Genomic DNA, 13,116 nt, shown 5'->3' with positions numbered 1-13,116 from the left:
CCGTCGGGCTCAAGCCGCGTCGCGGTCGTCCGGCTTCGCGCGGATACCGAGTTCGTCCTCGGTGAAGCCGAGCCGGTCGATGAGGATCGCCCGGTTGCTGGAGCCGAGCTTCGGTCCGGCATGGAGAACGCGGCCCGGCGTCGCCGAGAGCTTGCCGACGACGTTCTGGAACCGGACCGGGCCGCCGAGTTCCTCGTCGTCGACGGCGACGATGTTCTCGCGGGCCTGGAAATGCTCGTCCTCGAAGATCTGGGCGATGTTGTTCACCGGCGCGACGGCAGCCTCGGCCTGGATGAAGCGCTCCAGCAATTCATCGAGCGTGAAGCGCTCGACGGCCGCGGCGAGCGGCGGATCGAGGTCCTTGTTGTTGTCGATCCGGTCGCGGTTGCCCTTGAAGCGCGGATCCTTCGGGATGTCCGGGCATTCCAGCGCCTCGCACATCCGCTCGAAGGTCGATTGCGAGGCTCCCGCGATCGCGACGTATTTGCCGTCCTTGGTGCGGTAGCAGTTCCTCGGCGCCGTGAAGGAGTGGAAGCTGCCGTTGCGCTCCTGGATCAGGCCGAGCTGGTCGAAATTGACGGCCTGCGGCCCGAGCAGCGTGAAGAGCGGCTCGTAGAGCGCGAGGTCGATGAACTGCCCCTTGCCGCCGTTCACGTCGCGCCCCTTGAGCGCCACCATGCACAGGAAGGCGCCCATCAGGCCGGCCGTCGAATCGGCGAGGCCGAAGGCGGGCAGGACAGGCGGGCGGTCCGCGGGCCCGTTGATATAGGCGAAGCCGGCATAGGCCTCGGCCAGCGTGCCGAAGCCCGGCCGGGCGGAGTTCGGCCCGTACTGGCCGAAGCCGGTGATGCGCAGCATGATCAGCTTCGGATTGATCTCCGACAGGACGTCCCAGCCGAGGCCCCATTTCTCGAGCGTTCCCGGCCGGTAGTTCTCTACGAGGATGTCGGCGTCCTTGACGAGGCGCTTGACGATCTCGACGCCGAGGGGCGTGCGCATGTCCGCCTCGACCGATTTCTTGTTGCGGTTGAGCACCTTGTAATAGAGCCCGACCCCGTCCTTGGCGTTCCCCCAATAGCGAGACTCGTCGCCCGTGCCGGGACGCTCAACCTTCGTCACGTCCGCCCCGTAATCGGCCAGGAACATGGCGCCGATGGGCGCGGCGAGGAAGCCGGCGATGTCCACCACCTTCACGCCCTGCAGGGGCATCGGCGGCAGCGGAGAGTCGGAAGAAGGAGCGGTCATCGGGAAATCTCCGGATCGTTCCGTTACGTATACGTTATCGCATCCATTCGTTCAACGCCGTGCGACGGCGCGGCTGATGACGTTGGCAAACCCCAGCACGACCAGGAGGATGAGGGCCTGAAGCACACTGAACGCCGCCGTCGCGCCGGAATCGCCGCCTTCGTAGAAGTCGAGCAAGAGGACGGGCATGACGATGGTCGAGTTCGTGAAGAGGAACAGCGAGGAGCCGAGTTCTCGGATCGAGAGGATGAAGAGCAGGCTCATCGCCGAGATCAGGCCCGGCGCCGTCAGCGGCACGACGATGCGGCCGATCGTCCGCAGCACGCCGCTGCCACAGACGCGCGACGCTTCCTCGAGCTCCGGATGGATTTGGCCCATCGAACCGCTGAGCACCTTCAGCGTGTCGGGAAGGAAGCGCGCCACCAGCGCCAGGGCGAGGATCGCCGTCGTGCCCCAGAGCGCACCGGCGAAGGCGATCCAGGCCCACAGATAGGCGACGCCGATCACGAGGCCGGGCACGGCGACGGGAGACGTCGCCAGGATGTCGAGGGTCCGGCGGAAGGGCAGCCGGGTGCGGTTGATCGTATAGGCCAGCGCGAAGGCGAGCAGGCCTCCGACGAACGCGCTGAGGAAGCCGACCTCCAGCGTGTTGCGGAAGGAGCGCCAGACCAGCGGGCTCGCCCAGAGCTTCTCGAAATGGACGGTCGAGTAATGCCGTGCCTCGAACAGGCTGGGCAGGGTCGGGATGAACAGGAACTTGCGGAACGCAGCGACCAGCAGCCCGAAGCACGGCAGGACGACGGCGATCAGCGCATAGAGCGTCGCGATGGCGAAGGTGAACCAGCGCCAGCGCCCGAGATCGAGCTGGCGAGGCCGGAACGACTTGCCCGAGACGGTGACGAAGCTCTTTCCGGCCAGCGCCCAATGTTGAAGCGCGACGCAGATCCCGGTGACGAAGACGAGCAGCAGCGCGACCGCCGCAGCCGTGTTGAAGAGCGGCGGCGTCCACGAGGTCAGCTTGAAGAGATAGGTCGTCAGGAAGTCGAGCCGGGCGGGCGTGCCGAGCGCCGCCGGGATGCCGTAGATCCCGAACATGACGATGAAGGCGAGCAGGCTTCCCGACAGGATCGCCGGCGCGACGAGCGGGAAGGTCACGGTCAGCATGGTGCGGACCGGGCCGGCCCCGGACATCTGGGCGGCCTCTTCCAGCGTCGGATCCATGTTCTTCAGCGCCGCCACGACGAACATGTAGACGTAGGGCGCGTAGTACATCGCGAAGACCGCGATGATTCCGGCCTGCGAATAGAGATTGAGGCGAATACTCCAGCCCCAATGCTTGAACACGACGTTCACGATGCCGGTCGTCGGGGAACCGACATAGGACCAAGCGACCGCCGCGACGAGGGGCGGCAGGAAGAGCGGCATGATGGCCGCCATCTCGACCCAGCCGCGTCCCGGCGTGTTGGTGCGGGCCACGATCCAGGCCAGCGACACGCCGAGAATGACAGCGAAGAACGTCCCGAGACCGCAGGCGACGATCGAGTTCAGCGCCGCCGCGCGCACGATCGAGCTTCCGAACACCTCCGAGAAGTTCTGCAGGGTCAGCGCGGAGGAGAAGCCTTCCAGGGCCGGATTGACGCTCGTCAGCGAGCCGAGGACCAGCATCACCATGGGATAGGCGACGAGCGCCACCAGGATCAGCGCGAGAAGCGCCACCCAGGCCCGCCCATACCAGGGACCGCTCGCGCGCCAGCGCCGAGATCCAGCGGCGGTCGCTGCACCCGCGACCGCGCTCAAACCGCGACCTCCAACCGTCGCCGCATAGCGCCCTCCGTTTCCTCTGTTTTGTTGGGGACTGTGTATACGCTACCGCGTCCGATTGAAAGAAAGACTTCGCATTTTCCTTTGTATGCGGGCTAGTCGGACGATCCCACCTCCCCTATTGTTGCCGCCGTAAAAGGGCGGAAACTGCCCGGCGGGAGGAGAACGGAATGAGAGGCTTGGCGCTCGCAGGGCTCATCGCGATGGCGGCCGGAAGCGCGGCGGCACAGGATTGCTGCCCCAAGGAACTCGTCGAGGCGGCCAAGAAGGAAGGCCGCGTCGTGCTCTACAGCAGCGTCGTGCTGGACAACGAGCAGGTCGTGGCGGCCGAGTTCCAGAAGAAGTTCCCCGGCATCACCGTCGACATCGTCCGCGCCCCCGGAGCGCGGCTCTTCACCCGGATCGAGACGGAAGCGGCCGCCGGCAAGCTCACCGCCGACGTGGTCGACCTGACCGAGCGGGTGCTCGCGACGCGGATCGACCACCTCTTCGCCGATTACAAGCCGCCCAACGCCGCCGATTGGGATCGTTCGGCGATGGGCTCGCCCAAGCTGTGGCCGCGCACCCAGTTCGTCTACGGGCTCGCCTACAATCCGGCGATCGTCTCGCCGCCGCCGGAGGCGACCTGGAAGGAGCTGATGAACCCCCGCTTCGGCGGCAAGGTCGGCCTCATCCTGGCAAGCTCGGGGGGCAGCGGCTGGACGGCCGCCATGCAGCAGCGCAAGGAATTCGGCGAGGACCGTTGGCGCGAGATCGCCAAGCTGAAGCCGCGCCTATTCGAATCGAACGGTCCGGCCTCCTCGGCCGTCGTCCGCGGCGAGGTCCAGGTCGCGCAGCTCCTGCTCGCCACGGCCAATTCGCTGAAGGCCCAGGGCGCGCCGATCGAGGTGATCTATCCGACCGAAGGCCTGCCGGCGGCCCCCGGCGCGGCCGCCATCTTCAAGGACGCTCCCCATCCCAACGCAGCCAAGCTCTTCCTCGACTGGAGCCTTTCGCGCGAAGGCCAGAACGTCATGGTCGAGAAGCTCGGCGGCATGTCGCTCCTCAAGGGAACGAAGCTTCCGGAAGGGGCACCGAAGGACGTCAAGGTCTGGACCCCGAGCAACGAGGAATTCGCCGCGCTCCGCGATCCCTGGATCAAGGAATGGGACGAGATCTTCGGCTACCGGAACTGACATCATGGCGGCAGCCCTCGCGGTCAACCACCTCTGGAAATCCTTCGGGTCCGGCCTGAGGCCGGCGGTCCGGGACGTCAGTTTCGCCGCCGCGCCGGGGGAGATCATCGTCCTCCTCGGCCCGTCGGGCTGCGGCAAGACGACGACCCTGCGCATGGTCGCCGGTCTCGAACAGCCGACCGACGGCACGATCCTGATCGGCACCGAGGCGGCCTACGATTCGAAGCAGCGCATCAACGTCGCGCCGCAGCACCGGCAGATCGGCATGGTGTTCCAGTCCTACGCCGTCTGGCCGCACATGTCGGTGGCGAAGAACGTCGCCTATCCGCTCGCCCGGCGCGGTCTCGGACGGGCGGAGATCGCCCGGAAGGTCGAGGAGGCACTCGCTCTCGTCGGCCTCGAGGATTACCTCGACCGCTCCGTCTCCTCGCTCTCCGGCGGGCAGATGCAGCGCGTCGCGCTCGCCCGCGCGCTCGTCTACGAGCCGCGCATCATCCTCCTGGACGAGCCGCTGTCGAACCTCGACGCCAAGCTCCGGCTGCGGCTCCGGGACGACCTGCGAACGATCATCAAGAAGCTCGGACTGACCGCGCTCTACGTCACCCACGACCAGGAGGAGGCCGTCGTCATCGGCGACCGCATCGGCGTGATGAAGGACGGCGAGTTGCTGCAGATGAGCGCGGCGGCCGATCTCTACAATCGGCCCGCCGACGCGTTCGTGGCGCATTTCACCGGCGTCACCAACATGCTGCAGGGCAGGGTCCGGTCGCGATCGGGCGGAACCGCTTCGATCGAGCTGTCGGGCGGGGCGGGGCCGATCCTGGCGACGCTCGGCAAGGACGTGGCGGATGGCGAGGCCGTCAGCGTCGGGATCCGGCCGGAGAACATCCGCCTCCTCGATACGCCGCCCTCCAGCCTCGAGCCTGATCAGCATCGGGCCCGTGTGGTCGAACGCCGGTTTCACGGCGGGCAGAGCGTCTACCGCGTCGCGGTCCTCGGCACGGAACTCGACGTCGTCGAACTCGGCACCATGCCACGCTTCGACCAGGGCCATGAGGTCACGTTGACCCTGCCGGCCGATCTGTGCTGGTCGTTTCCGGCCGAGGCTTCGACGGATCGCCGCATCGAGGCCGTCTGAAGGAGCCGGATTTGATGGCGGACGACGCCCGCGCCACGTCAGACGATGCGAGGCCGGACCGTCCTCCGGCCTCGACCGAGGCGGGGCTGCGCAGGACGTCGACGGACCGCGTCTACGGCGAATTGCGCCGGAAGGTGATCGACAGCGACCTGGCGCCGGGCTCGCAGATCCTGGAACAGGACCTCGCCACCATGCTCGGCGTCAGCCGGACACCGGTGCGGGAGGCGCTGATCCGCCTCGAGAACGAGGGCCTCGTCGAGATCATCCCGCGCCACGGCGTGCGGATCGTGCCCGTCTCCCTCACCGACATGCGGGAGATCTACGAGGTCTGCGTCTCGCTGGAGAGCACCGCGGCCGGGCTCGCCGCCGCCGCCGCGCTTCCTCCGGACGCGATCGACGAACTGACCGCGATCTGCGAGCTGATGACGACCAGCCTCGACGGCGGCGACATCGAGCGATGGGCCCTCGAGGACGAGGCATTCCACCTCAAGGTCGTCGAGTTCTCCGGCAACCGGCGGCTCCGGGAGATCGTCTCGAATTGCTGGGACCAGGTGCATCGCGCGCGCCTGTTCACGCTCCGCCTGCAACCCCATCCGCAGCCGGCCAAGTCGATCCAGGAGCACCACGACATCATCGCCGCCATTCGAGAGGGCGCTTCCGAGCGGGCTTCGGAACTGATGCGCGAGCATCGCCGGCGGGGGGGCGCCGTCCAGATGGACATCATCCGGAACTACAAGTTCAACAACCTCTGAGCCGGCTCCGAGCACCGGTCGCGCCGCCTCACGGCGTCAGCCGGACCCCCAGCAGGAAGACGTTCGAGACGTAGCTCGCCCCGGGGGAGCTGCTGCGGAGGTTGTCGTACGCGTAGCTCGCGCGCAGCGCGACCTGGCGGTTGAGCCGCCAATCGGCGCGCAGATAGGCGCCCCAGAGCTGCTCGTCGATATTCGCGCCCTGATAGGCCGCGTCCGAGGCGCGCAGCCCTGCCGTGAGCGTGACGTTCCGGCGCAGATCATGCGCGACTTCGAGCGAGCCCCGCGTCACCCGGATGCCGTTTGCGCCCGGCACCGCCGTCTCGTCGACGAGCGAGGCGACGTTGGCGCGGATCGTCGTGAGCGGCGTCATCGAATAGATCAGCGAGGCATCGACGATGGGGCTGGTCAGGGTGCCGAGCCGCTGATCCTCGTAGCTCCGCGTCGAGACGCCGGCCGAGACCTCGGCGGTCAGCTTGCGCGTGATCTCGAAGCTCGTGCCGGCGCGGATGCCGGTCCCGTCGGAGGAGCGGGCATAGCCGGAATTGTCGATCTTCCTGTCGTAGCGCCGCGTGTCGACGAACGCCTCGACGAAGGGAATGAGGCCCGGATGGATCTCGTAGCCTAGCCGGCCGCGCAGACCATAGGCCGTCATGGCGCGGTCGCTCTGGTCGAGCGTCGTGCCGTTCGTCAGCTTGGCGTTCTCGTAATCGTAGCGGTCGATCGTGCCGCGCAGGGACGCGACCAGCCGGTTGAAGCGATGCGTCACTCCGACCGTGCCGCCCTCCGAATAGACCACGGGCCGGCGGACGACGGAGGCGTTGAGGTCGGGCGATCCGGGCCGCTGCGTATCGATGAGATAGCGCCCCTCGATCTCGATCTGGGTGTCGCGCGTCGCATCGAGGCGGAGCCGCAATTCGCCGGAGCCTTCGGGGCGGTTGGCCTCCTTGTTCGAGAAGAACTCGTTATAGGCCCCGCGCAGGTTGCCGGAGAGTTCGTGCCGCGACCAGTCGCTCCGCACGCCGAGTTCGAGCTCCGTGCGCGAGACCGCCGACGCGTTCTGGTTCACCTGGGTGCGGTTGGGATTCGAATCGTAGCCGAAGGACTGCCCGAGGATCGGCGTCAGCGTCACGCTGCCGACCCGCAGCCCGAGCGGCGCGTAGGGGTCGTCGATGGCGGCCGGGCGACGGCGCGGCGGCGGCGTCACGGAGGGGTCCGGAACGCCGGTCTGGAGCGGCTGGACGTCGGGCGCGACCTCCGGCGGCGCGATCGTCGCGCGGAAGGGACCCCGGACCGGAGACGAGACGGGCGACCCGCTGCGCCTCGTCCGCGGCGGCCTCAGCGCCTGCCGCGCTGCCGAACCGGTGGTCGTCGAGACAGGCGGAGCCGCCGTACCCTCATCGGCCGGCCCGGACAGGCCGGGGCGCAGAAGGCCTGCGGCGACCGGGTCGGTCCCGGCGGCACCCGCGCCGCCCGGAAGCTGTCCCGGGGTTGCTCCGCGCACCGGCAGGTCCTGCGCCGATGACGGCACGGCCGCGAGGCTGCCGCCGAGCAAGGCGACCGCTGCGGCAAGAGCCGAAGATCGGATATGGCGCCGTGAAGCCGACAGGACACACCTCTCGCTCGGCCGCGACGCCAAGCATGGTTAACGGACCTACAACGGCCTTGGTTAATCCCCGGTAAGCGCCGGAGGGCTGCGCTCCGGTGCCTCGCGGAGCGCGGGGGAAGCTGGTAAAGGCGGCAAATGACCAGCATCGTGAGACCCCGGCCCGTCGCCCAAGGCGGCCGCTCCGCCGTGGAATCGGCCGCCCGCACCATCGAAACGGAGCGCAACGGCCTCGACGTGCTGCGCGAGGCCATGGACGGAGAGCTCGGCCGCAGCCTGACCGCAGCCGTCGAAAGCATCGCCGCCGCGAAGGGGCGCGTCGTCGTCACGGGCATGGGGAAGTCCGGCCATATCGGCCGCAAGATCGCCGCCACCCTGGCCTCGACCGGAACGCCCGCCTATTACGTCCATCCGGGCGAAGCGAGCCACGGCGATCTCGGCATGATCCAGCCGGACGACGTCATCCTCGCGCTTTCTTGGTCCGGAGAGACCCGGGAGCTCGCCGACATCCTCTCCTACGCGAAGCGCCGCCGCGTGCCGCTGATCGCCCTCACCTCGAATGCCGATTCGACGCTCGGCCGCGAGGCCGACATCTGCCTCGCGCTTCCGCGAGCGCGAGAAGCCTGCCCCAACAACCAGGCGCCCACGACCTCGACCACCATGACCCTGACCATGGGCGACGCGCTGGCCGTGGCCCTCCTGGAGGAGCGCGGCTTCTCCGCCCTCGACTTCCACGCCTACCATCCGGGCGGAAAGCTCGGGGCCGAGCTGAAACAGGTCTCGAGCGTGATGCACAGGGGCGAGCGGCTGCCCGTCGTCCCGGCCGGCACGCCGATGACCGAGGCGCTCGTCATCCAGTCGGAGAAGGGCTTCGGCTGCGTCATCGTCACGGGTCCGGACGGAAGCCTCGCGGGGATCGTGACCGACGGGGACCTTCGCCGCCACATGGGCGCGACGCTGTTCACCATGAGCGTCGACGAGGTGATGACGCGCGGTCCGACCACCATCGAGCCGGACACGCTGCTCGGCGAGGCGCTGGAGATCGTCGAATCCCGCTCGATCTCGGCGCTCGTCGTGGTCGAGGCGGGACGGCCCGTCGGGCTCATCCACGTTCTGGATCTTCTGCGCGCGGGCGTTGCCTGACCGCCCTGCGGGCAGAGCATCGGCCATGCGTGACTGATCCGGCAGCCTGATGGTTCTGGGAGGGTGATCCGATGAGGTCGAGCTGCGCTGGAGCCCTTCTCCTCGCGTCGCTGGCGCTCGGGACGCAAGCCCAGGCGGAGGTCACGCGCATCGGAGACTGGGCCGTCGCCCCGTCCTTCGCAAAGAGCGAGAAGGCCCGCACCTCGCTGAGCGGTGCCGCGTGTGCGACGCCGACGAATTGCCTCGTCGTCAACGACGAGACCCAATACGCTCAGTTCTTCACGCTGAAAGGCCGGACACTCGTTCCCGGGCGAGTGATCCGGCTCCTTCCGGCCGAGGTCGACGGCCAGGAGATGAAGGACATCGACGCCGAAGGCGTCGCCGTGGTGCGGGGCCGGGACGGCGCATCGTCGCATTACTACGTCGCGGGTTCGCACGGCGCCTCGCGCCGCGGCAAGGTCCGTGCGTCCACCTTCTTCCTCTTCCGCATCCCGGTGGATGGTCGGACGGGCGAGCCGCGCTTCTCCTTCGACGACAGGGTCGTGGCCGCCGAGATCACACGGAGCGCGGCGCTTCGCGCGGCGATCCGCGCGCATCCCGACCTCGCCGCCCATGCGGAAAAGAGCCCCGAAGCGGGCGGCGTCACGGTCGAGGGCGTCGCCGTGGACGGCGAGAATCTCCTCCTCGGGCTGCGCTCGCCCGCCCCCGGCGGCGACGCGTTCGTCGTGAGCCTCCCCGTCACGAGCGCGTTCGACGACAACGCCCCCGCGATCGCCGTCCGGCGCGTCGGCCTCGAGAAGGGCGCCGGGATCCGCGACCTCGCCGCGGTCGAGGGCGGGGTTCTCGTCCTGTCGGGCCAGATCGCGAGCCGGCCTGCCGCGGACGAACCACCGGTCACGCCGGCCATCTGGTTCTGGGACGGGCGCTCCGAGCGCGCGCGAAAGCTCGGCACGCTGCCGGGCATCGGCCCGGCCGACAAGGCGGAAGCGTTGATCGTGCTGGAGGATTCCGGCACCACCCTCCGGACGCTCGTCCTGTTCGACAGCGTCGAGAACGGCGGCCCCGTCGAGTTCCGCGTCGAGCGATAGGCAGGCTCGCACAGCTCATCCCGCATTGCTGGGATGTCGACTGCCGGTTCGTGGGGGCAGCGGCGATTTAGGCTCGCTTATACGCGTCGGGTTTAAGGACTTCCATGAAACGCCACGCATTGCCGATTTCGTTGAAGCCGAATTGCTTATAAAACGAATGGGCGTCTGATGTCAGCAGCAACAGCCGGCGAAGATCCCGAAGATCCGGATGCTGCATTACTTCGTGCATGAGCCATTTCGACAGCCCCTTTCCACGATGAGGCTGCAGGACAAATACATCTGCGACCAAGGCGAACGTCGCCCGGTCCGTGATGACGCGTGCGAAGCCAGTCTGCGCCCCGTTATGGTACACGCCAAAGCAGAGCGAATGATCAATCGAGGTCTCCACCACCGAGCGGGGAATGCCGGGACACCAGTATGATTCCTCGGATAGGAACCGATAGATGACGTCGCGATCGAGTCGACTCGGATCCCTCGATATTTCGTATCCAGGAACATGCATCATAGCTCGGGCCGATCGTCGCTTTCGGGTGGTGATTCCCACGAGGAGATTGAGCAGCCGGGTCGCTCGTGATCCCAAAAGGTCGTTCAGGCCATCTTGGAGCGAGCGATAAGGACCCCCGTCACTCGCCGGCAATATAGTCGCGCGGGACTTCGATATGCGAGAGCGTCAACGCGATCTTCCACGTCATGCGCGGAGGAATAGCCTGCTTCGCCCGGATCAATCGAAACAGACGGCTCTCGGCGGACGCCGAAGCCACCATCGCCTCTGCGACGGCCTTCCTCTACGCAGCCGCCATCGTCCTCACCCGCCGCATCGCGCGAGCGTCATGAGTTTCGGGACGGACCCTCAGGCCAGACGGCCGAACACGATCTCGCTCTCGCCCTGTCGCCTGCGGTCGATCTCCGCGAAGCCCTCGGGCAGCGTGAAGCCGGAGGCCGCCGCCTCCTCGACCACCACCAGAGCCCCGGGCGCCAACCAGCCGCCGTCGCGGCAGGAGAGCAGCGCGGCTCCGGCGAGATCGCGCCCATAGGGCGGATCGCAGAAGACGAGCGACACGGGCGGGTTCGGCGCCGCCGCGCCCATCCGGGTCGCGTCACGCCGGAAGAGGCGGCTCATGCCGCCGGCTCCCAGCGTCTCGACATTCTGCCGGATCAGGCCCCGCGCCGCCGCTCCCTCGTCGACGAAGATCGCGAAATCCGCCCCCCGCGACAGCGCCTCGAGGCCGAGCGCGCCCGTCCCCGCGAAGAGGTCGAGCACCCGCGCGCCGCGCACGGCATCGTCGTGGCCGTGGATCAGGACGTTGAACAGCGTCTCGCGCAGCCGGTCCGAGGTCGGCCGGATCGGCGCCTTGGCATCGGGGACGGCAAGCCCCCTGCCCCGCCAGCGCCCGCCGACGATCCTCATCGGTGCGGCCTAGGAACGAGGCGGACGCGGACCGGGCCGGCCGCCCGGACGGGGGCGATCGCCGGGCGAGGGCCGCTTGCCGCCTCCGGCGGGGCGCCCGGGGCCCGGCCGTCCGCCGAAGCCGCCGCGCGGAGCCGCCGGTGCGCCGCGGCCCTTGCCGCCGCCACGGAAACCGCCTTCGCTGCGGTCGCTCGCCTCGTCCTTCCAGCGCCGGCGATCGACGTTCTCGGCTCGGGGACGCCGCTCCTCGCGGGGCGGCGCGACGATGCGCTCCACGAGGACCCTGCGCCCCTCGCCTCCCTCGATCGGCTTCGCGCGGCTGCGCGGCTTCGAGGCCGAGGCGGCGCGCTCCGCCTTCGGGTCCTCGCGGCGATCGCGGCGGGGCGGGCGCGACGGACGGGCGTCGTCATCGGCACGCCAGACGAGATCTCGCGGACGTTCCTCGCGCTGCTCCTTGGGCCGGGCGCTCCGGCGATCGCCGCGCTCGAACGGCGCGGCCCGAGGGGGACGGTCGAAATCGGGGCGCGGCGGACGCTCGGGACGGCCTTGCTCGCCGCGCAGGGCCGCGTTCCGCGAGCGCGGCGGCCGCGCCTGGAGTTGGGCGGGCTTGCCGAACGGCGCGATCGGGGTTCGGACCGGGCTTTCGAAATCCGCCCCGGCCTCGGCCGCGAGGCTTTCGCCGAGCTGTTCCTTGAGGACCTTGGTCCGAATCTCCTCGACCAGACCCGACTCGAGCTCTCCGAGCTGGAACGGGCCGAAGGAGAGCCGGATCAGCCGGTTCACCTGGAGGCCGAGATGCTCGAGGATGCGCTTGACCTCGCGGTTCTTACCCTCGCGGAGCGAAATCGAAATCCAGCTGTTGTCGCCCTGGACGCGGTCGAGCACCGCTTCGACCGGTCCGTATTCCATCCCGTCGATGGTGATGCCCTTGCGCAGCCGGTCGAGATCGGCCTGCGTGACCTCGCCTCGGGCACGCGCACGATAGCGGCGCGTCCAGCCGGTCTCCGGATGCGCGACCACCTTGGCGAGGCCGCCGTCATTGGTGAGGAGCAGCAGCCCCTCGGTGTTGATGTCGAGGCGGCCGATCGCGACCACGCGCGGCATCTCCTCCGGCAGCGAATCGAAAACCGTGGGCCGCCCTTCGGGGTCGCGGAACGTCGTCACGAGGCCGCGCGGCTTGTGGAACAGCCAGAGCCGCGTCCGCTCGCGCGAGGGAAGCGCCTCGCCGTCGACCGTGATCACGTCGTTCGGGCCGACATTGATCGCGGGCGAGGTCAGCGGCGCGCCGTTCAGCGTCACGCGCCCGGCCTCGATCATCGCCTCGGCATCGCGGCGCGAGGCGACGCCGGCCCGCGCGATCACCTTCGCGATGCGCTCCTCGCTCGGAACGGCCTCCACGACCGGCTGCGCGTCCGATGCCGCCGGCCGGGCCACCCGGCGGCCCGGATCGCGCGGCGCCCCATCCGGGCCCGATCGGGCCGGGCCGGTTCCGAAACGGGGCTTGCCGGGCCCCTTGCCGCCCGGTTTTCCGGGAAATCGGCCGGGAGCCTTCCCCGGGGGCTTCCCGGAGGCTTTGTCGAAGGGACGCCCGCCCTTGGCCGGGCGTCGGTCGTCCCTCGCGCGGGCGCCTCGCGGCGGTCGCGGATGGTCGTCATTGGTGTCGGTCATCGGGTGCTGATAGCAGAGCGGATTCACGAGCGCGAGGCGTTCCGGAGCGATGTCGAACGAGAGTGGGCCGAGACC

The 13,116-nt window shown here is 68.8% G+C and carries 11 protein-coding genes and 1 pseudogene; 6 read left to right on the top strand and 6 right to left on the bottom strand.

The features are described from left to right. Window positions 1-9: 9 nt before the first annotated feature. A complete protein-coding gene (locus EV668_RS19620) occupies window positions 10-1,245 on the bottom strand; it encodes a CaiB/BaiF CoA transferase family protein (protein WP_133773290.1) in 1,236 nt (411 codons plus the stop codon). 51 nt (window positions 1,246-1,296) lie between these two features. After that, window positions 1,297-2,961, bottom strand: coding sequence for an ABC transporter permease (locus tag EV668_RS19615; protein ID WP_245513324.1), 1,665 nt, complete (start codon window positions 2,959-2,961; stop codon window positions 1,297-1,299). Between the two features lie 275 nt (window positions 2,962-3,236). On the opposite strand from EV668_RS19615, the gene EV668_RS19610 reads away from it, so the two are divergent. Genes EV668_RS19610 through EV668_RS19600 form a run of 3 tightly spaced genes read left to right on the top strand, consistent with a single transcriptional unit; the run spans window position 3,237 to window position 6,131 of the window. Next, complete coding sequence (locus EV668_RS19610) at window positions 3,237-4,241, top strand: ABC transporter substrate-binding protein (RefSeq protein ID WP_133773288.1); 1,005 nt, start codon at window positions 3,237-3,239, stop codon at window positions 4,239-4,241. Between the two features lie 4 nt (window positions 4,242-4,245). Further along, window positions 4,246-5,379: an ABC transporter ATP-binding protein gene (locus EV668_RS19605; RefSeq protein ID WP_133773286.1), complete on the top strand. Its 1,134-nt coding sequence runs from the start codon at window positions 4,246-4,248 to the stop codon at window positions 5,377-5,379. A 14-nt stretch (window positions 5,380-5,393) separates the two neighbouring features. Further along, complete coding sequence (locus tag EV668_RS19600; protein ID WP_133773284.1) at window positions 5,394-6,131, top strand: GntR family transcriptional regulator; 738 nt, start codon at window positions 5,394-5,396, stop codon at window positions 6,129-6,131. Between the two features lie 28 nt (window positions 6,132-6,159). On the opposite strand, the gene EV668_RS19595 is transcribed toward EV668_RS19600, so the two are convergent. Then, window positions 6,160-7,632 carry an outer membrane beta-barrel protein gene (locus EV668_RS19595; RefSeq protein ID WP_166652556.1) on the bottom strand — a complete coding sequence of 491 codons (1,473 nt, stop codon included), beginning with the start codon at window positions 7,630-7,632 and terminating at the stop codon, window positions 6,160-6,162. 240 nt (window positions 7,633-7,872) lie between these two features. On the opposite strand from EV668_RS19595, the gene EV668_RS19590 reads away from it, so the two are divergent. Next, window positions 7,873-8,877 carry a KpsF/GutQ family sugar-phosphate isomerase gene (locus tag EV668_RS19590; RefSeq protein WP_133773280.1) on the top strand — a complete coding sequence of 335 codons (1,005 nt, stop codon included), beginning with the start codon at window positions 7,873-7,875 and terminating at the stop codon, window positions 8,875-8,877. A 71-nt stretch (window positions 8,878-8,948) separates the two neighbouring features. Then, window positions 8,949-9,965, top strand: coding sequence for a DUF3616 domain-containing protein (locus EV668_RS19585; RefSeq protein ID WP_133773278.1), 1,017 nt, complete (start codon window positions 8,949-8,951; stop codon window positions 9,963-9,965). Window positions 9,966-10,032: 67 nt separating this feature from the next. On the opposite strand, the gene EV668_RS19580 is transcribed toward EV668_RS19585, so the two are convergent. Then, the gene (locus EV668_RS19580; RefSeq protein ID WP_133773630.1) at window positions 10,033-10,467 is read right to left on the bottom strand and encodes a GNAT family N-acetyltransferase; all 435 of its coding nucleotides are present in this window, start codon (window positions 10,465-10,467) and stop codon (window positions 10,033-10,035) included. Between the two features lie 209 nt (window positions 10,468-10,676). Here EV668_RS19580 and EV668_RS25065 point away from each other — a divergent pair. Continuing rightward, a pseudogene (locus tag EV668_RS25065) lies at window positions 10,677-10,799 on the top strand (IS5/IS1182 family transposase); the annotation flags it as partial. A 16-nt stretch (window positions 10,800-10,815) separates the two neighbouring features. Here EV668_RS25065 and rsmD read toward each other — a convergent pair. Together rsmD and EV668_RS19565 are read right to left on the bottom strand one after the other, a co-directional pair. Continuing rightward, window positions 10,816-11,373 carry a 16S rRNA (guanine(966)-N(2))-methyltransferase RsmD gene (rsmD, locus tag EV668_RS19570; protein WP_133773276.1) on the bottom strand — a complete coding sequence of 186 codons (558 nt, stop codon included), beginning with the start codon at window positions 11,371-11,373 and terminating at the stop codon, window positions 10,816-10,818. A 9-nt stretch (window positions 11,374-11,382) separates the two neighbouring features. Next, window positions 11,383-12,771: a pseudouridine synthase gene (locus tag EV668_RS19565; protein WP_425359640.1), complete on the bottom strand. Its 1,389-nt coding sequence runs from the start codon at window positions 12,769-12,771 to the stop codon at window positions 11,383-11,385. Window positions 12,772-13,116: the final 345 nt, after the last annotated feature.

Origin of the sequence: Enterovirga rhinocerotis (assembly GCF_004363955.1) — a bacterium.
Taxonomy (GTDB): Bacteria; Pseudomonadota; Alphaproteobacteria; order Rhizobiales; family Beijerinckiaceae; genus Enterovirga; species Enterovirga rhinocerotis.
This window is presented reverse-complemented; position numbering and strand designations above follow the sequence as displayed.

What these genes read in the sequence shown, in the direction of transcription:
- EV668_RS19620 (WP_133773290.1), bottom strand. Translation starts at nt 1,245, where the DNA reads ATGACCGCTCCTTCTTCCGACTCTCCGCTGCCGCCGATGCCCCTGCAG.
- EV668_RS19610 (WP_133773288.1), top strand. Translation starts at nt 3,237, where the DNA reads ATGAGAGGCTTGGCGCTCGCAGGGCTCATCGCGATGGCGGCCGGAAGC.
- EV668_RS19605 (WP_133773286.1), top strand. Translation starts at nt 4,246, where the DNA reads ATGGCGGCAGCCCTCGCGGTCAACCACCTCTGGAAATCCTTCGGGTCC.
- EV668_RS19600 (WP_133773284.1), top strand. Translation starts at nt 5,394, where the DNA reads ATGGCGGACGACGCCCGCGCCACGTCAGACGATGCGAGGCCGGACCGT.
- EV668_RS19590 (WP_133773280.1), top strand. Translation starts at nt 7,873, where the DNA reads ATGACCAGCATCGTGAGACCCCGGCCCGTCGCCCAAGGCGGCCGCTCC.
- EV668_RS19585 (WP_133773278.1), top strand. Translation starts at nt 8,949, where the DNA reads ATGAGGTCGAGCTGCGCTGGAGCCCTTCTCCTCGCGTCGCTGGCGCTC.
- EV668_RS19580 (WP_133773630.1), bottom strand. Translation starts at nt 10,467, where the DNA reads ATGCATGTTCCTGGATACGAAATATCGAGGGATCCGAGTCGACTCGAT.
- rsmD (WP_133773276.1), bottom strand. Translation starts at nt 11,373, where the DNA reads ATGAGGATCGTCGGCGGGCGCTGGCGGGGCAGGGGGCTTGCCGTCCCC.